Raw genomic sequence first — 19,336 nt, 5'->3', positions numbered from 1 at the left:
GCTGATAACTACATCAGGATGACGTCGTACTGTTCCTGGTGATAGCCCTTTTCCACTTGCAGCGAAATCTTCTTGCCGATGAAGTCGCCCAGCATGGCCAGGTGCTGCGATTCTTCCTCTAAAAACATGTCGACCACCTCCTGCGAGGCGAGGATGCGGAACTCGCGCGGATTGAACTGTTTTGCTTCGCGCAGCAGTTCACGCAGGATTTCGTAGCAGATCGTGCGCGAGGTCTTGACCTGCCCCTTGCCGGCGCAGGCGGGGCAGGGCTCGCACAGGATGTGGGCGAGCGACTCGCGGGTGCGCTTGCGCGTCATTTCGACCAGGCCAAGCGCGGAAAAACTGCTCACCGACACCTTGGTGCGGTCGCGCGCCAGCGTCCTTTTCAGCTCGACCAGCACGGCGTTGCGGTGCTCGTTGTTGTCCATGTCGATGAAGTCGAGGATGATGATGCCGCCCAGGTTGCGCAGGCGCAGCTGGCGGGCGATCGCATGCGCCGCTTCCAGGTTGGTCTTGAAAATCGTATCCGCAAAATTCCTGCCGCCGACATAGCCGCCGGTGTTGACGTCGATCGTCGTCATCGCTTCGGTCTGGTCGACGATCAGGTAGCCGCCCGATTTCAGGTCGACGCGGCGCCCCAGCGCGCGCAGGATTTCTTCCTCCACGCCATACAGGTCGAACAGCGGGCGCTCGCCGGTGTAATGCTGCAGGCGCGACAGCACGCTCGGGGTATAGACCTGGGCAAATTCGACCAGTTTTGCGTGGTTCTCGCGCGAATCGACCTGGATCGTCGCCGTTTCGTCGTGCACGAAGTCGCGCAGCACGCGCTGGGCCAGGTTCAGGTCCTGGTAGAGCAGGCTGGTCGCGGGGCGGGTGCGGGCGCCGTTCTGGATCGCGGCCCAGGTCTTGCGCAGGTAATCGATGTCGGCGCTGAGGTCGGTGTCCGACGCTTCCTCGGCCTGGGTGCGCACGATGTAGCCGCCCTTTTCTTCGCTCGGGAGCAGGCCCGCCATGCGCGTGCGCAGCAGTTCGCGGTCGGCTTCCTTTTCGATCTTTTGCGAGATGCCGATGTGGTTATCCTGCGGCAGGTAGACCAGCATCCGGCCTGCGATCGAGATCTGGGTCGAGAGGCGCGCGCCCTTGGTGCCGATCGGGTCCTTGATGACCTGCACGGTCAGCACCTGGCCATCGAAGAGCAGCTTTTCGATCGCCGTCGGAGGCACGTTGCTGTTGTCGTGGGGGCGGGCTTCCCAGATGTCGGCGACGTGCAGGAAGGCGGCGCGCTCGAGGCCGATATCGATGAAGGCCGACTGCATTCCCGGCAACACGCGCACGACCTTGCCCGAATAAACGTTACCGGCAAGGCCCCGCGTCAGCGTGCGTTCGATGTGCAACTCCTGCACCGCGCCCTGCAGGACCAGCGCCACGCGCGTTTCCTGCGGAGTGATATTGATGAGGATGTCTTCGTTCATGGACGCTGCGCACGGGGATATTGTTCAGAGTGCCATGATACACGCTGGACGGGGCGGGTGTGCGCGGCCGGCATGGGGTCGTAGGGTGGGCACGGGGTCCGAACGCGGCCCGGCCCACCCTACTTAAATCAGCACGCCTGCCCGGCGCAGCAAGCCCGCCGTCTCGAACAGCGGCAAGCCCATGATGCCCGAATGGCTGCCTTCGATATGCTCGACGAAGAGCGCGGCCAGGCCCTGGATGCCGTAGCCGCCGGCCTTGTCGTAGGGCTCGGGGGTGGCGCAGTAGGCGCGGATGGCCTGGGGAGTCAGCTTGGCGAAGCGCACATTGGACACTTGCGTGATGTGCTCGGCCATGTCGGTGAAATGCACGGCCACCGTGGTCAGGACCTGGTGGGTACGGCCCGACAGGCGTTCCAGCATCAGGGCGGCCTCCGCCGGGTCGGCAGGCTTGCCGAGGATCTCGTCATCCAGCGTGACGGTGGTGTCGGCCGTCAGCACCGGGCGCAGCGGCTGGCGGCGCTGCTGCAGCACGTTCCAGGCAAATGCGCCTTTTTCCAGCGCTACCCGGACCACGTAGTCGTGGGCCAGTTCGCCGGGGCGCACGTCTTCGGAGACGTCGGCGCCGCGCGCAGGGTCGCCGCGCAGCATCAGCAGGTCGAAGTCGACCCCGACCTGGCGCAGCAGTTCACGACGCCGCGGGCTTTTCGAGGCGAGGTAGATTTTTTTATCGAGCACTTTCATGGGATGGCTGCCGTCAGACGCGGTGGTACGGGTGGTTCTGGGTAATGGACCAGGCACGGTAGAGCTGTTCCGCGAGCATGACGCGCACCACGCCGTGAGGCAAGGTCATGCTCGAAATACGGATCAAGCCTTCGGCCCGGGCCTTGAGCTCGGGGTCGAGGCCGTCCGCGCCGCCGATGAGGAACACGGTATCGCGGCCGTCCTGCTGCCAGTTCAGTAATTGTTGGGATAGTCCCACACTGGTCAAATCCTTGCCGCGCTCGTCGAGCGCGATGATGCGTGCGCTTTTCGGCAGCACCGCTTCGATGCGCTCGCGCTCGAGCGCCATCGCCGTGGCGGCCGTCTTGCTGCCCGAACGTTCGACCGGCTTGATTTCCTTGAGCACGATGCGCAGCTCGGGTGGCATGCGCTTCGTGTACTCGGAAAAACCAGTGTCGATCCAGGCCGGCATTTTATGACCGACCGCGGCGATGATCAGCTGCATTGAAACTTACGCATCAAAACTCAACTTTAATCAGTTACTCGGCGACCTTGCGGACGACGCGCTTGATGACTTTCTTCACTGGTTCGGCGTCGACAGGGGCGGCGACAGCCTTGGTTGCGCGCTTCGGCGGCTTGGCCTTGGTCGCTTCGACGGCGGCGATCTCGGTCTTGCTCGGCAATACCTTGACGATCTTGCCGACCGGCGCCTTCTTGGCGGCAGGCTTCTTCGCTGCCGTCGTCTTTGCCGCGCTCTTCGCCGTGGTCCTGGCAGCGGTCTTCGCCGCCGCTTTCCTGGCCGCGGGCGTGCGCTCGTTGACCGGCTTGACTTCCGGCGCATCCTGGTTCGCGGCCAGGTGCTTGGATTTCTGCTTCGGCTCAGCGGCGTCGAGCGCTTCCGGCGTCGACTTGCGCTTGGCGGCGCCCAGCTTGACCGGCTTTTCGCCCCAGATTTCTTCCAGGCGGTAGTACTGGCGGATGGCCGGCTGCATGATGTGGACGATCATGTCGCCCAGGTCGACCAGCACCCATTCGCCGGTGTCTTCACCTTCCATGCCGATGACGTCGCCGCCGACGGCCTTGACCTTGTCGCGCACCGAGGCGGCCAGCGCCTTCGTCTGGCGGTTCGATGTACCCGAGACGACCGCGATGCGATCGAACAGGCTGGTGAGCCCGGTCGTATCGAACAGCATGATGTCCTGGCCCTTGACGTCTTCGAGGGCGTCGATGACGAGCGTTTGCAGTTTTTTGATATCCATTAGCTCTTGTATAAATTATGTTGTTGAATATAGTCTAGCACTACCGGGGCGACGAGCAAGTTCATGTTCGCCTTGGCTTCCGCCTTGGCGACGCCTCCTTCGTGTAATGCCGCGCGCACCTGCGTGGCCGAAATGTCGACCGCCAGTGTGTGCGCCAGGCACACCAGCCCGGCGGGCGTGGTGCGCACTTGTTCGGGTGGCGCCAGTCGCGGCGCCAGTGCATCCGCCACCGCGGGCGGCAGCGCTTCCTGGTCCAGGGTATAGCCCGGGCGCGCCGCGATGCCGAGATTGGCCAGCGCGAACAGTTCGCGCCAGTCGCGCCAGCTGTCCAGGCGCTGCACCTGGTCGGCGCCCATCAGGAAGACGATCGATGCCTCGGCCCCCAGTTCGGCGCGCAGGCCGCGCAGGGTCGCCACGGTATAGCTCGGACCTGTCGATTCGAGTTCGCGGCGGTCGATCGTCACCGCCAGGCCGGCGTCGGCGAACGCCAGTTCCAGCATCGCGACGCGCTCCTCGTCGCCGGCCACGAGGCCGGCTTTCTGCCAGGGCCGCGCCGGCAGCACGCGCAGCTCGTCGGGCCTGAGCGATGCCGAAAATGCGCGCGCCAGCGCGACATGGCCATGGTGTACGGGATCGAAGCTGCCCCCCAGCAGGGCAATGCAGGCGCTCACGAAGCGAGCCAGTCCCGGTGCGGCAGGAAGTCGGTGTACAGCGCGGCTTCGAGGCTGCCCGGTTCCGGGTGCCAGTCGTAGCGCCATTTGACGATCGGCGGCAGCGACATCAGGATCGCCTCGGTGCGACCGCCCGATTGCAGTCCAAAATGCGTGCCGCGGTCCCACACCAGGTTGAACTCGACGTAGCGTCCGCGCCGGTAGGCCTGGAAATCGCGTTCGCGTTCGCCGTAAGGCGTGTCCTTGCGGCGCTGCAGGATCGGCAGGTAGGCGTCGATGAAACCATCGCCGACGGCCCGCACCAGCGCAAAGGCATCCTCGAAAGGCAGCTCGTTGAAGTCGTCGAAGAAGATGCCGCCGACGCCGCGCGCTTCCTTGCGGTGTTTCAGGTAAAAGTATTCGTCACACCACTTCTTGAAGCGATCGTGCAGCGCTTCGCCATACGGCGCCACCGCGTCATGGCAGACCTGGTGGAAGTGGCGCGCATCGTCTGCATTGCCGTAGTAAGGCGTCAGGTCCATGCCGCCGCCGAACCACCAGACCGGCGCCAGGCCGGGGCTGGTGGCCTCGAAAAAGCGCACGTTCATGTGGACCGTCGGCGCGTAGGGATTGCGCGGATGGAGCACCAGCGACACGCCCATCGCTTCCCAAGCGCGCCCGGCCAGTTCCGGACGGGCGGCGGCTGCCGATGGCGGCAGGCTGGCGCCCATCACGTGCGAGAAATTCACGCCGCCGCGTTCGATCACATTGCCTTCTTCGACCAGGCGCGAGACGCCGCCGCCGCCTTCGGGGCGTTCCCAGCTGTCAAACAGGAAGGGCTTGCCATCCACGTCCTCGACTGCCGCAACGATGCGTGACTGCAGGTCGAGCAGCCAGGCTTTGATGGCCGAAGGAGAGGGGGAAGACATGGGGCGAGTGAAAGGGACTTAAAAAATGAAGGGGCGATTGTACACCCTGGGGCGCAGGCCCGGACAAAGTCCGCCGGCGTGGACTCGGGAGTCCACCCTACAAGGCCCGGGGTTTCGTACGATGTATCCCTACCGGCTGCATCACTTGATCCCGCGCCACCCGATATCGCGCCGGAACTGGACGCCGTCGAAACGGATCCTGTCGACGCCTTCGTAGGCCTGCTTCTGGGCCATCCGCACGCTGTCGCCCAGGCCCACCACGCACAGCACGCGCCCGCCATTGGTGTGCAGGGCGCCGCCGACGATGCGGGTGCCGGCATGGAAAGTCACGCATTCCGGCGTTTCAGGCGGGATGCCTTCGATGACGTCCCCCTTGCGCGGGCTGTCCGGGTAGCCGGCGGCGGCCAGCACCACGCCGACTGCCGTACGCCGGTCCCAATCGAGTTCGACCGCATCGAGGGTGCCGTTGCAGGCATGTTCGAGCACGGTCACGAAATCGCTTTTCAGGCGCGTCATGATCGGCTGGGTTTCCGGGTCGCCCATGCGGCAGTTGAATTCCAGGGTGCGTGGATTGCCCTCGGCGTCGATCATCAGCCCCGCAAACAGGAAGCCGGTGAAGACGATGCCGTCCTTCGCCATGCCCTGGATGGTCGGGTCGATAATTTCGCGCATCACGCGCGCATGCATTGCCGGCGTGACGATGGGGGCGGGAGAGTAGGCGCCCATGCCGCCCGTGTTCGGGCCTTCGTCGCGATCTTTCAAGCGCTTGTGGTCCTGCGAGGTGGCCATCGGCAGGATGTTCTTGCCGTCGCACATGACGATGAAGCTGACTTCTTCGCCGGTGAGGAATTCCTCGATGACGATGCGCGCACCGGCGTCGCCAAAGGCGTTATCGGACAGCATGTGCTCGACCGCGTCGTGCGCTTCAGCAAGCGACATGGCGACCACGACGCCCTTGCCGGCCGCCAGGCCGTCGGCCTTGATGACGATCGGCGCACCCATCGCATCGACGTAGGCATGCGCCAGGGCGGCATCGGAAAAGCTCTGGTACTTCGCGGTCGGGATGCCGTGGCGCTGCATGAAGGCCTTGGCGAAGTCCTTGGAGCTTTCCAGCTGCGCCGCCTCGCGCGTCGGCCCGAAGATTTTCAGGCCGCGGGCGCGGAACAGGTTGACAATGCCGGCGGCCAGCGGCACTTCCGGGCCGACCAGGGTCAGCGCGATGTGCTCGGCAACGACGAAATCGGCCAGCGCCGCCGGGTCGTCGAGGTCGACGTTAACCAGGCGGGCGTCCAGCGCGGTGCCGCCGTTGCCCGGCGCGACATACACCATCTGCACGCGTTCGGATTGGGCCAGTTTCCAGGCCAGGGCATGTTCGCGGCCGCCAGAGCCGACTACCAGGATCTTCATCGTTTGTCGCTCAGTGTTTGTTGTTTACTCTTCGATCACTGCGTTCGTATAGATCTCCTGGACGTCGTCCAGGTTTTCCAGTGCATCGAGCAGCTTCTGCATTTTCAGCGCTTCGTCGCCCGTGAACAGGGTCTCGGTGGCGGGCTTCATGATCACTTCGGCCACTTCGGCCTTGAAGCCGGCCTTTTCCAGCGCATCCTTCACGTTCGAAAACGCGAACGGGTCGCACAGCACTTCGAAACCGCCTTCCTCGTCCTGCACCACGTCGTCGGCGCCTGCTTCCAGCGCCGCTTCCATCAGCTTGTCCTCGCTCACGCCGGGCGCGAACAGGAACTGGCCGGTATGCTGGAACATGAAGGCGACCGAACCTTCGGTGCCCATGTTGCCGCCGAACTTGCTGAAGGCATGGCGCACTTCGGCCACGGTGCGCACGCGATTGTCGGTCATGCAGTCGACGATGATCGCGGCGCCGCCGATGCCATAGCCTTCGTAGCGGATCTCTTCGTAGTTCGCGCCGTCGAGCTCGCCAGCGCCGCGCTGCATGGCGCGGGTGACGTTGTCTTTCGGCATGTTGGCGTCGGCTGCCTTGTCGACCGCCAGGCGCAGGCGCGGGTTGGCGTTGACGTCGCTGCCGCCCATGCGCGCGGCGACGGTGATTTCCTTGATCAGGCGGGTCCAGATCTTACCGCGCTTGGCGTCAGTCGCGGCTTTCTTGTGCTTGATATTGGCCCATTTACTGTGTCCAGCCATGTCGAGAATTCCTTAGAACGGTATGCAAGAATGGCCGACATTCTAACATGGGCCCGCCCGTAAAAATCTCCCTTCACGCTTGCGGAAACAACATCAGCGTCCCCCACGCAAGGAGGGCCAGGCCCCCCAGGCAGGCCACGACTGCCCCGCCCGGCAACAGCTTTTCGGCGAGCACCAAGCCGGCCAGCGCGGCCAGGGCAGCCAGGTTGGTGACGCCGGCGGCGAACAGCAGCAAGGTCAGCAGCCAGCAGCAGCCGGTGCAGTACAGGCCGTGCGCGGCGCCCATGCGCAAGGCGCCGAACAGGCCGTGGCGCCAACCGGTGACCATGAACGACAGCGGCGCCCGGCAATGCTGGAGGCAGGCATGCTTGGCCGGCGTCCACTGGTAGACGCCTGCGGCCACCAGCAACAGGCCGCAGGCGTTGCCATTGTCGACCGCCATAGCGGCGTCGAGCGCGCCGATGTCATGCAGGACCCATTGCAACAGCGCGGCCAGCGCGCCGAAGCTGCCCCAGACCAGCAGGCAACCGCCGATGAACATGAGCGTCGCCAGCTTGGGAAAGCGTACGGTACGCACCAGCCTGCTGATGCGGGCGAACAGCAGGATCGCCGGGGTGGTGGCCGGCAGCATGATGGCCGACAGCATCGCGCCCCACATCCCCAGCACCAGGCCCAGTTCGGACAGGCGGTAGGGAAAAGGCAGGGCGCCGAGCGCCGTAGCGGATGCGCCGCCTGGGGCGGCCGGCAAGGCTTGCGGCTCGACATTGGCGATCCGCAGGGCGCGAAACACCAGGCAGGCCCAGCACACCGCAACGAGCAGGGCCAGGCAGGCGATGACGAAGGGCCGCTCGCGCCCTGGCTGCGTGTCGACGCGGATCAGGGCGCGCATGCGATCGTCCTTTTCGGCATTCTTCGTCCTCATGAGTGAGCGTTCATCAGTCAGCGTTCGTCAGTGAGCGCTCATCAGTGAGCGCTACCTCGATTGGACTGCGGAGCCGGCTTTACGTTCAACTGCTCGCTCGTGCATGGGTTTTTCCGTACAATCGTTCGGAACATGAAGGAGGCGTCCAGATGAAACCACCGCAGCCACCGCAGCCACGCATTGCCCTCATCGCACACGACAAGAAAAAAGACGACATGATCACGCTCGCCGGCGAGTACCGCGATTTTCTGGCAGGCTGTTCCTTGTCGGCCACCGGCACCACCGGCGCACGCCTAATCACCGAACTGGGCCTGGCGGTCGAATGCAAGCATTCCGGCCCTTTCGGGGGCGACCTGCAGATCGGCGCCGATCTCGTCACCGGGAAAATCGATTGCGTGATCTTCCTGCGCGACCCGATGACGCCGCAGCCGCACGAACCCGACATCAATGCGCTGGTGCGCGCCTGCGACGTCCACGACATCGCCTGCGCGACGAATGTCGCGACCGCGCGCCTGGTGCTGAAGCAACTGATGATGGTCGGCGCATGAAACCGAACAATCCACAAGGAAGGCGATGATGGCAAAAGCAATCCGCATGCACCGCACCGGCGGGCCGGAAGTACTCGAATACGTCGACGTCGAAGTCGGCGAGCCGGGACCGGGCGAGGCGCGCGTGCGCAACCACGCGATCGGGCTGAATTTCATCGACGTATATTTCCGCACCGGCCTGTATCCGATGCCGCTGCCGTCGGGTCTGGGGCAGGAGGGCGCCGGGGTGGTCGAGGCCGTAGGCGAGGGCGTGACGCATGTGGCGCCGGGCGACCGCGTCGCCTATGCCGGGCGGCCGAACGGCGCCTACAGCGAACTGCGCACCATGCCGGCCGACATCCTCGTGCGCCTGCCCGACAACATCGATTTCGAAACGGCCGCGGCCATGATGCTGCAGGGGCTGACGGTGCAATACCTGTTCCGCCAGACCTATGTCCTGCAGCCGGGCCAGACCATCCTGTTCCATGCGGCGGCCGGCGGCGTCGGCCTGATCGCCTGTCAATGGGCGCGCGCGCTCGGGGTGAACCTGATCGGCACCGTCGGGTCCAACGAAAAGGCGGCGCTGGCCAAGGCAAACGGCGCTGCGCACGTCATCAACTACAACACGGAGGATATCGTGGCGCGCGTACGCGAAATTACCGATGGGGCGATGGTGCCGGTGGTCTACGACTCGGTCGGCCGCGATACCTTCATCCGCTCGCTCGACTGCCTGCAGCCGCGCGGCCTGATGGTCAGCTTCGGCAACTCCTCGGGCGCGGTGCCGCCCTTCGCGCTCTCCGAGCTGGCGTCGCGCAATTCGCTGTACGTCACCCGGCCCACGCTGCACGCCTACGCCGCCTCGCGCCCTGAACTGGAAAGCATGGCGGCCGACCTGTTCGAGATGGTCGGCAGCGGCAAGATCAACGTGGGTGTCAACCAGCGCTTCCCGCTGGCCGATGCCGCCCAGGCGCACATCGCGCTCGAAGCACGCCGCACGACCGGCTCGACGGTGTTGCTGCCATGAGAGAATTCAGCGACGATAACGATCCCCAAGAGCCTGAAACCGTCGGCTCGCCGCGCTTCGGCCGGCTGTTGCTGGTACTGCTGGCGGCGGTGCTGGTGGTGGCGCTGATCACCTTTGCCTCGGAAGCCTATTTCACGCCTTGACGCGGCCGTATGAATGAAAAAAGCCGGAACGCGAATGAACGTTCCGGCTTTTTCTTTGTCAGGCGCGCATGAAGCTCAACCGTTCTTGCGCTGCAGCTCCACGCGCCGCACCGCGCCGTTCGGGCCGGGGAAGCCGGCAAAGGCGCTGTGCACCAGGGCCGGCATCACGGCCGGAGTCGACAGCTCGCCACTGGTGTTGTGGACGGTAACGTCGAACAGACGCTTCTCGCCGCCTTCCTTGATCGACAGCTGCAGCTCGCGGCGGTATTGGTGTTCGATCGACACGTGATAGGCCTGGTAAGGGCTGAAGAACGGATCGTAGAACGGATGATGCCAGCGCGCGAAGCGCCCGCGCGGACCGAAACGCGGGCCGAAGCGGAAGTCGGAATAGCCGTGGAACATCGGCATTGCGGGCTCGACCACGCGCACCGGCACTTCGGTGGTGGTAAACCGCATCGCCACCTTCAGGCGCGCCGCGCCGGCGTTCGCTTCACGAAAGCCCAGTTGCGCCAGTTGTCCGCGCACCAGGTTCTGGTAGCTCTGGTATTCCAGGGTGTTGTCCATCGCTGGCGGGGTGTCGAAGACATAGCTCTTGTCTTCGATCTGCGCCGGCCACTGGTGGAAGGTCGTGACATCGCTGCGGATGGTCGTTGCGCATCCGCCGAGCAGCAGGGCGGTCGCAGTCGCGGCCGCCATCATCAAAACGCGTTTCATTCATTTCTCTCCATTATCTTGTACGGATGTATCCGACTCTCAGCATCCGCTTTTGCGCCTATTTTCGCAGGTAAACTTACAGATCGTTACCCTCTGAACTTAAGGACACATTTGGCAGGCTGAAAATCGCGCGAAGGCGAAGATTTCTTGTTGGTAGAATAAGACCTTCTTCGACTGTATTTTTCGGACATCCCATGCGCACCGACACGCCCCAGACGATTTACCGGAAAGACTACACCCCGCCCAGCTACCTCGTCGATACGGTCGAACTCGGCTTCGACCTCGATCCGGCGCGCACCATCGTCGCCAACCGCATGACGATGCGGCGCAACCCGGACAGTGCCCAGCGCGAAATCGAGCTGCACGGGGAAAACCTGGAGCTGGTCGCCCTGCGCATGAATGGCAAGCTGCTCGCCGCAAAGGATTACCGCATCGACGGCAGCCTGCTGACCATTCCGAATACGCCCGACGAGGTCACACTCGAGATCGAATCGATCTGCGTGCCGGAGCAGAACACTACCTTGAACGGCCTGTACACGTCGAACGGCAATTTCTACACCCAGTGCGAAGCCGAGGGCTTCCGCGCGATTACGTACTTCCCGGACCGCCCAGACGTGATGGCGGTGTTCACCGTCATGCTGCGCGCCGACAAGGAAAAATACCCGGTGCTGCTGTCGAACGGTAACCTGGTGGAAGAGGGCGAGCTGCCCGACGGCCGCCATTACGCCAAATGGGAAGACCCGTTCAAGAAGCCCTCTTACCTGTTCGCCCTGGTCGCCGCCAGCCTGGTCTGCCAGGAAGAAACGTTCAAGCTGGCCGACGGGCGCGAAGCGCTGCTCCAGGTCTGGGTCGAAGACGGCAACCTCGACAAGACCGATTACGCGATGCAGTCGCTGAAAAACAGCATCCGCTGGGACGAAGAACGCTGGAACCTGGAACTCGATCTCGACCGCTTCATGATCGTCGCCGTCAGCGACTTCAACATGGGCGCGATGGAAAACAAGGGCCTGAACATTTTCAATACCAAGTTCGTGCTGGCCAATCCGCGCGTGGCCACCGACATCGATTTCCAGGGCATCGAAGCGGTGGTCGGCCACGAGTATTTTCATAACTGGACCGGCAACCGCGTCACCTGCCGCGACTGGTTCCAGCTGTCGCTGAAGGAAGGCCTGACGGTGTTCCGCGACCAGGAATTCTCGGCCGACATGATCGGCACCGAGAGCGGGCGTGCGGTCGGCCGTATCGACCAGGTACGCACCTTGCGCCAGGCCCAGTTCCCGGAAGATGCGGGCCCGATGGCGCACCCGGTGCGCCCCGACTCCTATGTCGAGATCAACAATTTTTATACCGTCACCGTGTATGAAAAGGGCGCCGAAGTCGTGCGCATGTACCAGACCCTGCTGGGCCGCGAAGGCTTCCGCAAGGGCATGGACCTGTATTTCGAACGCCACGACGGCCAGGCTGTCACGGTCGACGATTTCCGGCTCGCCATGGCCGACGCCAACAATCGCGACCTGACCCAGTTCGACCGTTGGTACAGCCAGGCCGGCACCCCGATCGTGCGCGCCGAAACCCGTTACGATGAGGTCGACAAGACCTACACGCTGAGCTTCATGCAGTCCTGCCCGGCAACGCCCGGCCAGCCGCGCAAAGCCCCCTTCCACATCCCGATTGCCGTGGGCCTGCTCGGCGCCGACGGCCGCGACCTGCCGCTCACGATCGGCGGCGAGGCCAAGGGCAGCACCGCCGTGCTGGAACTCACGCAGGCCGAGCAAAGCTTCGTCTTCGAGAACGTCAACGAACAGCCGACGCCCTCGATCCTGCGCGACTTTTCCGCACCGGTCGTCCTCGATTTTAATTATGGCGACGCCGACCTGCTGCATCTGTTCAGCCACGACAGCGACGCCGTGAATCGCTGGGAGGCCGGCCAGCGCCTGGCCATGGGGAGACTGCTGAAACTGACCGGCGAAGCCGGCGTCGACGCGCCCCTGAACCTGGACGACACCTTCTTGCTGGCGCTCGGCAGGATGCTGAGCGACGAGACGCTCGACCCCAGCTTCCGCGAGCAGGCCTTGCTGCTGCCCTCCGAAGGCATGGTGGCCGAGCAGATCGAGGTGGTCAATCCGATGGCGATCCACCTCGCGCGCCAGTTCATGCGCGCTAATATCGGTGCACGCCTGCGCACCGAATTGCTGGCGCAATATGCCGCGAACGCGACGCCGGGCGAGTACAGCCCGGATGCGCTGTCCGCCGGCAAGCGCGCCCTGAAAAACCTGTGCCTGGCCTACCTCACCGCGGCCCAGGACGAGGAAGGACTGGCGCTGGCCCAGCGCCAGTTCATTGATGCCGGCAACATGACCGACCGGGTCGCCGCCTTGAGTGCGCTGATCCATGCGCGGGCGCCCGGCGCGGATGCCGCGCTGCAGCGCTTCTACGACGAATTCGAAGACGAGCCGCTGGTCATCGACAAATGGTTCGCGATGCAGGCTTCGAGCGCCACCACCGACGTGCCGGCAGTGCGCACCCTGATGCGCCACGCCGCCTTCAACCTGCGCAATCCGAACCGCGCACGCAGCCTGATTTCCAGCTTCTGCGCCGGCAATCCGGTACAGTTCCACGCGCCGGACGGCAGCGGCTACGCCTTCTGGGCCGAGCAGGTGATCACGCTCGACGGCCTCAACCCGCAAGTGGCGAGCCGCCTGGCCCGCGCCATGGACCGCTGGCGCCGTTACACGCCCGATCTGCAGGAGCAGATGAAAAAGGCGCTGCAACAGGTCGCCGGGCAGCAACGTTTATCCAACGACGTGCGCGAAGTGGTCGGTAAAGCCTTAGCAAACTAAAGAATTCATTTAAACCAAAGGAAGTACATGAAACGCGTCAGTCTCACGCAACACCTGGTGGAGCAGCAACGCCTCCACAACAGCATTCCAGCCGAGCTGCGCCTCCTGATCGAGGTCGTGGCCCGCGCCTGCAAGCGCATCAGCTATGAAGTCAGCAAGGGCGCGCTGGGCGACATCCTCGGCAGCGCCGACACCGAAAACATCCAGGGCGAAGTGCAGAAGAAGCTCGACGTGATCTCGAACGAGATCCTGCTGGAAGCGAACGAGTGGGGCGGCCACCTGGCGGCAATGGCGTCGGAAGAGATGGAAAGCATTCACCCGATCCCGAACCGCTATCCGAAGGGCGAGTACATGCTGCTGTTCGACCCGCTCGACGGTTCCTCGAACATCGACGTCAATGTGTCCATCGGCACCATCTTCTCGGTGCTCAAAGCCCCGGAAGGCATGGGCGAGCCGACCGAGCAGGCTTTCCTGCAGCCGGGCACGGCGCAGGTGGCGGCAGGCTACGCCGTGTACGGCCCGCAGACCATGCTGGTGCTGACCACCGGCGACGGCGTGCACTGCTTCACGCTCGACCGCGAGCAGGGTTCCTGGGTCCTGACCCAGAGCGACATCAAGATCCCGCCGACCACCAAGGAGTTCGCCATCAACATGTCGAACAAGCGCCACTGGCACCCGCCGGTGCAGCGTTATGTCGACGAAATGCTGGCCGGCCGCACCGGACCGCGCGCCAAGGATTTCAACATGCGCTGGATCGCCTCGATGGTGGCCGACGTGCACCGCATCCTGAACCGCGGCGGCATCTTCATGTACCCGGCCGACATGCGCGACCCGTCCCAGCCGGGCAAGCTGCGCCTGATGTACGAAGCGAACCCGATGGCGATGATCGTCGAGCAGGCCGGCGGCGCGGCCACCGACGGCGTGACGCGCATCATGGAAATCGACCCGACCAAACTGCACCAGCGCGTGCCGGTGTACCTGGGATCGAAGGAAGAAGTCGAGATCGTGACGAGCTACCACGCGCAATAAACGGGTTTTTGGCGGATCCACCAGAAATTGCAGAGTCGGACTAGCAAGTTTGGTGGGTTGTTTGCTAGAATACGGCTCTTCGTCGGGTTTGCCCGCGTAGAGCCGCTGTAGCTCAGTTGGTAGAGCAGCGCATTCGTAATGCGAAGGTCACCAGTTCGATTCCGGTCAGCGGCACCAGAATACAGTAGCAAGATCAAAGGGTTACATGCTTCGGCGTGTGACCCTTTTTTCTTTGCATGTGGCCCGCCACCGAGCCGAATTTGATGCAAGTCAAGGATTTTGCTGGGTCGCATCAATACACTCCTCCCATAAGTTGAGCTGCACCCTGCGGCCCGGCAGGCCGCAGGAGTGTTCCAGATGCTTCACCCGCAAAATCCCGTCAGCACACTCGACAATGCGTCGATTGCCTTTACGAGAACCGTCGACTTCGACGCCGACCTCATCACGCGCCTCGGCAAGAACGGGCCGCGCTATACGTCCTACCCGACCGCCGACCGCTTCGACGGCAGCTTCAGCTACCGCGACTACCTGCACGCCGTCGCCTCGGTCCACACGCGCGGCGCAGCGCGGCCCCTTTCCCTGTACCTGCACATTCCGTTCTGCGAGTCCGTCTGCTATTACTGCGCCTGTAACAAGATCGTCACCCGGAAGCGCGAGAAGGCCGCGACCTATCTCGGTTACCTCAAGCGCGAGATCGCGATGCAGGGCGCGCTGTTCGCGGGCTTTAATGAAGTGGAGCAGCTGCACTTCGGCGGCGGTACGCCGACCTACCTGTCGGATGCGCAGATGGGCGGACTGATGGCGCATCTGCGCCGCAATTTCAAGTTCGCGCCGGACGAGATCGGGGAGTATTCGATCGAGGTCGATCCGCGCACCGTGTCGCGGGAGCGCGTACAGAGCCTGCGCCTCCAGGGCTTCAACCGCATCAGCCTTGGCGTGCAGGATTTCGACGCCCAGGTGCAGGAAGCGGTCAACCGCGTCCAGCCGGAAGCCGGGACGCGCGCCATCATTGCGGCGGCGCGCGAGGCGCAATTCCGTTCGGTGAGCATCGACCTGATCTACGGCCTGCCGAAGCAAAGCCTGTCCACCATGGCGGTCACGATCGACAAGGTGATCGACGCCGATCCTGACCGCATCTCGCTCTACCACTATGCCCACCTGCCGCACGTGTTCAAGCCGCAGCGCCGCATACGCGAAGCGGACATGCCAGGCAGCGAAGAGAAGCTGGCCATGCTGGCCCTGTGCATCGAGCGCCTGACCGGTGCCGGCTACGTGTATATCGGCATGGACCATTTCGCCAAGCCAGGCGACGACCTCGCCATCGCCCAGCGCCAGGGCCGGCTGCACCGCAATTTTCAGGGCTATTCGACGCATGCCGACAGCGATTTGATTTCCTGCGGGGTGTCCGCCATCGGCGCCGTCGGCGCCACCTACAGCCAGAACGCGAAGACGCTCGACGCCTATTACGAGGCGCTCGACAATAATGCGCTGCCGGTCGTGCGCGGCGTGACGCTCAGCATGGATGACCTCCTGCGCCGCACCGTGATCGGTCAGCTGATGTGCCAGTTCGAGCTCTCGATGCCGGCAATCGAACAGGCCTTTCCGATCAGCTTCCTCAGCTATTTCGCTCCTGAACTGGCGGCGCTGCGCACGCTCGAAACGGACGGCCTCGTCACGCTGGAAGGCGGCTGGATTACGGTGACGATGCGCGGGCGGCTCCTGATCCGCAACGTTTGCATGGTCTTCGACCGCTACCTCGCGGAGGCAGACGCGGCGCCGCGCTACTCCCGGACCGTATGACGATGAGCATCAGCCTCTTTCCCGTATTCCTGGTAGGCCTGCTCGGCAGCGTCCACTGCGCCGGCATGTGCGGCGGTATCGTCGGCGCCTTGTCGCTGGCGCCACCGCGCGCCGTCGGGAATAGCATCGTCATCAAGCTGCGCACCGTTGCGGTGGCTCCGGCCGGGATCCAGGCGGCCGCCTACAACGCCGGGCGCATCACCAGCTACATGGCCGCCGGCTTCCTCGCAGGCGGGCTGGCCCAGGGCGCTTCGAACCTGTCCGCGCTGCCTGCCTTGCAGGGATTCGCTTACGTGCTGGCCAACCTGCTGCTGGTGGCGCTCGGCCTGCACCTGATGGGGGCCTGGGCCGGCATCGCCCAACTCGAACGCGGTGGGCAGCTGGCGTGGCGGCATGTGCGCCCGCTGCTGGCCCGCATCGGCCCGCCCGATACGCCGGGCCGGATGTTCGCCGCCGGCGCGCTCTGGGGCTGGCTGCCCTGCGCGATGGTGTACAGCGTGCTGGTGACGGCGATGCTGAGCGGCTCGGCCGGCTCCGGTGCGCTGGTGATGCTGGCCTTCGGACTCGGTACGCTGCCGATGATGCTGGCACTCGGCCTGGTGGGGACGCGCCTGCGCGGCTGGCTGCGCCTGCGCGCCGTGCGCCTGGCCTGCGGTGCGACCGTGCTCGCCTTCGGCCTGCTTGGCCTGGCGCGCGCGGCGGGAGGCCTGCCGGCCAGCTGGCTGCAGGTGCTCTGCTTGACGCCCGGGATGGCGTTATGAGGGACGGCGCCGGCGCCGCGGAAACCTGCTTCCACTGCGGGCTGGCGCTCGCCGGCCAGCGCTGGCCGGCGCTCATCGGCGGCGTCGAACGCCCGATGTGCTGTCCCGGCTGCGCCGCCGCGGCGCGGATGATCGTCGATGCCGGCTGTGCGGACTATTACACCACCCGCACCGGCTACGGCGCCACCGTCGCGGACGGCGACGCGCCGGAACTGGACTTGTTCGACGCCGGCGAAAATACGGGCGAAGGCAGTTTTACGGTCGAGAGCATCCGCTGCGCGGCTTGCGTCTGGCTGATCGAGCGCCGCGTCCAGGCAGTACCGGGCGTGATCGAGGCAACACTCAACGTCAGCACCGAGCGCCTGCGGGTGCGCTGGGATCCGGCACTCTGCAAGGTCAGCGTCATCCTGCGCGCGCTGCGCGCGGTCGGCTATACGGCCTACCCCTATGATGCGCAGCGCCACGGCGAGCAGCTGGAACGGGCGCGCCGCAAGCTGTTTCGCCAGCTCTTCATCGCCGGCCTGGCGATGATGCAGGTAATGATGTATGCCGTCCCGGTCTACATGGCGACCGACGGCACGATGGACGCCGACATGAGGGCGCTGATGGGCTGGGCTTCGCTGCTGCTGACGCTGCCGGCCGTGCTGTATTCGGCCCAGCCCTTTTTCCTTGGCGCCTGGCGCGACCTGGGCCGTGGCGTGCCCGGCATGGACGTGCCGGTCGCGCTGGGTATCGGCGCCGCCTTCGTCGGCAGCACTGCAGCCCTCGTGCGCGGGCAAGGCGAGGTCTACTTCGATTCGGTGACGATGTTCATCTTCCTGCTGCTGGCGAGCCGCTATCTGGAACTGACGGCCCGCCGGCGCGCGGCCGGGGCATTGGAGTCGCTGCAGGCGGGCTTGCCCGCGTCGGCGCAGCGCATGGGCGCCTATCCGGCCTCGCGCAGGACCGAGCTGGTGGCCGCGGCCACGCTGCAGCCGGGCGACATGGTGCTGGTCGCGCCGGGGCAGGCGGTGCCCGCAGACGGTGTGATCGTCGAGGGCGAGACCGAGGCCGACCTGGCGCTGCTCACCGGCGAGAGCCGCACGCGGCGCATGGGGCCGGGCGAGAGCCTGCCCGGCGGCGCCGTCAACGTGGCCCAGGCGATCGTGCTGCGGGTTGGCGCGGCGGCGCGCGACAGCACGCTGGCGATGCTCGTGCGTTTGGTCGAGCGCGCGGGGCAAGGCAAGCCGCAGCGGGCCCTGTGGGCCGACCGTGTTGCCGTCTGGTCGGTGGCGGCGCTGCTGGTGCTGACCGTGCTGGTCTTCGCGGCCTGGCAGTTCATCGATCCGGCCCGCGCCTGGCCGGCTGCGATTGCCGTGCTGGTCGTGACTTGCCCGTGCGCGCTGTCGCTGGCCACGCCGGCGGCGCTCGCGGCCGCGACGGACCGCCTGCTGCGGCGCGGCGTGCTGGCGCTCAGCCCGCACGCGCTCGAGACCCTGGATCGCGCCACCCACGTCGTGTTCGACAAGACCGGCACCTTGACCCTGGGCCGGCCTCGGGTACGCGTTACGCACGTATTCGGGCGGGCAGATGCGCCCACCGTGCTGAGGATCGGGGCGGCGCTGGAGGAAGGCAGCGCGCATCCGCTGGCACAGGCGATCCGCGCGGCTTCGCCTGCCGCCCATCCCCTGCAGGGGCACGACGTGCAGTACACGGTGGGGCAGGGCGTCGAGGGAGAGCTCCACCACCGCCGTTACCGGCTCGGCAGCGCCTCCTTCGTGGCGGCGCTTGCCGGCTGCCCGCCGCCGGCCATGGACGCGGCCGAGGGCAGTGCGGTCTGGCTCGGGCAGGCCGGCAGCTGGCTGGCGCGCTTCGACATCGCCGACGCCCTGCGTCCGGAAGCGCAGGCGATCGTGCGCCATTTCGAGGCCGCCGGCAAGACGGTCATCCTCCTCAGCGGGGACGAGCCGGGCACGGTCGCGGCCGTCGCTGCCCGGCTCGGCATCCGACACGCTGCCGGCGCCCAGCTGCCCGAACAGAAGCTCGCTTACGTACGCCGCCTGCAGGAAGGCGGGGCGGTGGTGGCAATGGTCGGCGACGGCATCAACGACGCGGCCGTACTGCGCGGCGCCGACGTCTCGTTCGCCATGGGAAACGGGGCAGCGCTGGCGCAACTGCATGCCGACGCCGTCCTGCTGGGCGACAGCCTGGCGCCGCTGCAGGACGCCGCCGATACGGCCCGGCGCAGCCTGCGCATCATCCGCCAGAACCTGGCCTGGGCCAGCGCCTATAACCTGGTTGCCATTCCCGCCGCGGCAACGGGCCTGCTCAACCCCTGGGTGTCGAGCATCGGCATGGCGGTCAGTTCGGCCGTCGTCGTGCTTAACGCACTGCGCCTGAGGAACTAGCC

Annotated in this window: 18 protein-coding genes and 1 tRNA gene; 9 read left to right on the top strand and 10 right to left on the bottom strand. The window is 65.3% G+C overall.

The features are described from left to right. Window positions 1-8: 8 nt before the first annotated feature. From rng to AC56KZ_RS08340, 9 genes are all read right to left on the bottom strand, one after another. A complete protein-coding gene (gene rng / locus AC56KZ_RS08380; protein ID WP_497161694.1) occupies window positions 9-1,472 on the bottom strand; it encodes a ribonuclease G in 1,464 nt (487 codons plus the stop codon). Window positions 1,473-1,595: 123 nt separating this feature from the next. Continuing rightward, window positions 1,596-2,213 (bottom strand): Maf family protein, encoded by a 618-nt coding sequence (locus AC56KZ_RS08375; protein WP_497161693.1) that lies wholly within the window; start codon window positions 2,211-2,213, stop codon window positions 1,596-1,598. A 13-nt stretch (window positions 2,214-2,226) separates the two neighbouring features. After that, entirely contained in the window at window positions 2,227-2,697 is a 471-nt protein-coding gene (rlmH, locus tag AC56KZ_RS08370) for a 23S rRNA (pseudouridine(1915)-N(3))-methyltransferase RlmH (protein WP_497161692.1), read from the bottom strand. A 34-nt stretch (window positions 2,698-2,731) separates the two neighbouring features. Then, entirely contained in the window at window positions 2,732-3,451 is a 720-nt protein-coding gene (gene rsfS / locus AC56KZ_RS08365; RefSeq protein WP_497161691.1) for a ribosome silencing factor, read from the bottom strand. After that, window positions 3,451-4,122 carry a nicotinate-nucleotide adenylyltransferase gene (locus tag AC56KZ_RS08360; RefSeq protein ID WP_497161690.1) on the bottom strand — a complete coding sequence of 224 codons (672 nt, stop codon included), beginning with the start codon at window positions 4,120-4,122 and terminating at the stop codon, window positions 3,451-3,453. The genes rsfS and AC56KZ_RS08360 overlap by 1 nt, the downstream gene beginning before the upstream one ends. Next, window positions 4,119-5,030: an oxygen-dependent coproporphyrinogen oxidase gene (gene hemF, locus AC56KZ_RS08355; RefSeq protein ID WP_497161689.1), complete on the bottom strand. Its 912-nt coding sequence runs from the start codon at window positions 5,028-5,030 to the stop codon at window positions 4,119-4,121. The genes AC56KZ_RS08360 and hemF overlap by 4 nt, the downstream gene beginning before the upstream one ends. 141 nt (window positions 5,031-5,171) lie before the next feature. Continuing rightward, window positions 5,172-6,437, bottom strand: a complete 1,266-nt coding sequence (gene purD / locus AC56KZ_RS08350; protein WP_497161688.1) for a phosphoribosylamine--glycine ligase — start codon at window positions 6,435-6,437, stop codon at window positions 5,172-5,174. A 24-nt stretch (window positions 6,438-6,461) separates the two neighbouring features. Further along, window positions 6,462-7,187, bottom strand: coding sequence for a YebC/PmpR family DNA-binding transcriptional regulator (locus AC56KZ_RS08345; RefSeq protein ID WP_497161687.1), 726 nt, complete (start codon window positions 7,185-7,187; stop codon window positions 6,462-6,464). Between the two features lie 73 nt (window positions 7,188-7,260). Next, window positions 7,261-8,109, bottom strand: a complete 849-nt coding sequence (locus tag AC56KZ_RS08340; protein ID WP_497161686.1) for a DUF2182 domain-containing protein — start codon at window positions 8,107-8,109, stop codon at window positions 7,261-7,263. A 149-nt stretch (window positions 8,110-8,258) separates the two neighbouring features. Between AC56KZ_RS08340 and AC56KZ_RS08335 the strand changes: the two genes are divergently transcribed. The 3 genes from AC56KZ_RS08335 to AC56KZ_RS08325 are packed head-to-tail and all read left to right on the top strand — an operon-like array spanning window position 8,259 to window position 9,803. Next, window positions 8,259-8,657, top strand: a complete 399-nt coding sequence (locus tag AC56KZ_RS08335) for a methylglyoxal synthase (RefSeq protein ID WP_497161685.1) — start codon at window positions 8,259-8,261, stop codon at window positions 8,655-8,657. 28 nt (window positions 8,658-8,685) lie between these two features. After that, window positions 8,686-9,660 (top strand): quinone oxidoreductase family protein, encoded by a 975-nt coding sequence (locus AC56KZ_RS08330; RefSeq protein WP_497161684.1) that lies wholly within the window; start codon window positions 8,686-8,688, stop codon window positions 9,658-9,660. Next, entirely contained in the window at window positions 9,657-9,803 is a 147-nt protein-coding gene (locus tag AC56KZ_RS08325) for a hypothetical protein (protein ID WP_497161683.1), read from the top strand. The genes AC56KZ_RS08330 and AC56KZ_RS08325 overlap by 4 nt, the downstream gene beginning before the upstream one ends. Window positions 9,804-9,878: 75 nt before the next feature. On the opposite strand, the gene AC56KZ_RS08320 is transcribed toward AC56KZ_RS08325, so the two are convergent. Continuing rightward, the gene (locus tag AC56KZ_RS08320) at window positions 9,879-10,517 is read right to left on the bottom strand and encodes a DUF4136 domain-containing protein (protein ID WP_497161682.1); all 639 of its coding nucleotides are present in this window, start codon (window positions 10,515-10,517) and stop codon (window positions 9,879-9,881) included. 194 nt (window positions 10,518-10,711) lie between these two features. Between AC56KZ_RS08320 and pepN the strand changes: the two genes are divergently transcribed. The 6 genes from pepN (at window position 10,712) to AC56KZ_RS08290 (ending at window position 19,334) form a co-directional block, all read left to right on the top strand. Next, window positions 10,712-13,357 carry an aminopeptidase N gene (gene pepN, locus AC56KZ_RS08315; protein ID WP_497161681.1) on the top strand — a complete coding sequence of 882 codons (2,646 nt, stop codon included), beginning with the start codon at window positions 10,712-10,714 and terminating at the stop codon, window positions 13,355-13,357. Window positions 13,358-13,384: 27 nt separating this feature from the next. After that, window positions 13,385-14,386 carry a class 1 fructose-bisphosphatase gene (locus AC56KZ_RS08310; protein WP_497161680.1) on the top strand — a complete coding sequence of 334 codons (1,002 nt, stop codon included), beginning with the start codon at window positions 13,385-13,387 and terminating at the stop codon, window positions 14,384-14,386. 101 nt (window positions 14,387-14,487) lie between these two features. Then, window positions 14,488-14,563, top strand: a tRNA-Thr gene (locus AC56KZ_RS08305). A gap of 180 nt (window positions 14,564-14,743) precedes the next feature. Next, on the top strand, window positions 14,744-16,186 hold the full coding sequence (gene hemN / locus AC56KZ_RS08300; protein WP_497161679.1) for an oxygen-independent coproporphyrinogen III oxidase: 1,443 nt from the start codon (window positions 14,744-14,746) through the stop codon (window positions 16,184-16,186). A 2-nt stretch (window positions 16,187-16,188) separates the two neighbouring features. Continuing rightward, complete coding sequence (locus AC56KZ_RS08295) at window positions 16,189-16,947, top strand: sulfite exporter TauE/SafE family protein (RefSeq protein ID WP_497161678.1); 759 nt, start codon at window positions 16,189-16,191, stop codon at window positions 16,945-16,947. After that, window positions 16,944-19,334, top strand: coding sequence for a heavy metal translocating P-type ATPase (locus AC56KZ_RS08290; RefSeq protein WP_497161677.1), 2,391 nt, complete (start codon window positions 16,944-16,946; stop codon window positions 19,332-19,334). Before AC56KZ_RS08295 ends, AC56KZ_RS08290 begins: the two co-directional genes overlap by 4 nt. Window positions 19,335-19,336: the final 2 nt, after the last annotated feature.

It is taken from the genome of Telluria sp. LT2P34 (genome assembly GCF_059685915.1).
Note: the sequence above shows the minus strand (reverse complement) of the source record. Positions and strands in the feature narration are given on the sequence as shown.

Bases quoted from the DNA above. Each gene is read 5' to 3' on its own strand.
- rng (WP_497161694.1), bottom strand. From the start codon at position 1,472: ATGAACGAAGACATCCTCATCAATATCACTCCGCAGGAAACGCGCGTG.
- AC56KZ_RS08375 (WP_497161693.1), bottom strand. From the start codon at position 2,213: ATGAAAGTGCTCGATAAAAAAATCTACCTCGCCTCGAAAAGCCCGCGG.
- rlmH (WP_497161692.1), bottom strand. From the start codon at position 2,697: ATGCAGCTGATCATCGCCGCGGTCGGTCATAAAATGCCGGCCTGGATC.
- rsfS (WP_497161691.1), bottom strand. From the start codon at position 3,451: ATGGATATCAAAAAACTGCAAACGCTCGTCATCGACGCCCTCGAAGAC.
- hemF (WP_497161689.1), bottom strand. From the start codon at position 5,030: ATGTCTTCCCCCTCTCCTTCGGCCATCAAAGCCTGGCTGCTCGACCTG.
- purD (WP_497161688.1), bottom strand. From the start codon at position 6,437: ATGAAGATCCTGGTAGTCGGCTCTGGCGGCCGCGAACATGCCCTGGCC.
- AC56KZ_RS08345 (WP_497161687.1), bottom strand. From the start codon at position 7,187: ATGGCTGGACACAGTAAATGGGCCAATATCAAGCACAAGAAAGCCGCG.
- AC56KZ_RS08340 (WP_497161686.1), bottom strand. From the start codon at position 8,109: ATGAGGACGAAGAATGCCGAAAAGGACGATCGCATGCGCGCCCTGATC.
- AC56KZ_RS08335 (WP_497161685.1), top strand. From the start codon at position 8,259: ATGAAACCACCGCAGCCACCGCAGCCACGCATTGCCCTCATCGCACAC.
- AC56KZ_RS08330 (WP_497161684.1), top strand. From the start codon at position 8,686: ATGGCAAAAGCAATCCGCATGCACCGCACCGGCGGGCCGGAAGTACTC.
- AC56KZ_RS08325 (WP_497161683.1), top strand. From the start codon at position 9,657: ATGAGAGAATTCAGCGACGATAACGATCCCCAAGAGCCTGAAACCGTC.
- AC56KZ_RS08320 (WP_497161682.1), bottom strand. From the start codon at position 10,517: ATGAAACGCGTTTTGATGATGGCGGCCGCGACTGCGACCGCCCTGCTG.
- pepN (WP_497161681.1), top strand. From the start codon at position 10,712: ATGCGCACCGACACGCCCCAGACGATTTACCGGAAAGACTACACCCCG.
- AC56KZ_RS08310 (WP_497161680.1), top strand. From the start codon at position 13,385: ATGAAACGCGTCAGTCTCACGCAACACCTGGTGGAGCAGCAACGCCTC.
- hemN (WP_497161679.1), top strand. From the start codon at position 14,744: ATGCTTCACCCGCAAAATCCCGTCAGCACACTCGACAATGCGTCGATT.
- AC56KZ_RS08295 (WP_497161678.1), top strand. From the start codon at position 16,189: ATGAGCATCAGCCTCTTTCCCGTATTCCTGGTAGGCCTGCTCGGCAGC.
- AC56KZ_RS08290 (WP_497161677.1), top strand. From the start codon at position 16,944: ATGAGGGACGGCGCCGGCGCCGCGGAAACCTGCTTCCACTGCGGGCTG.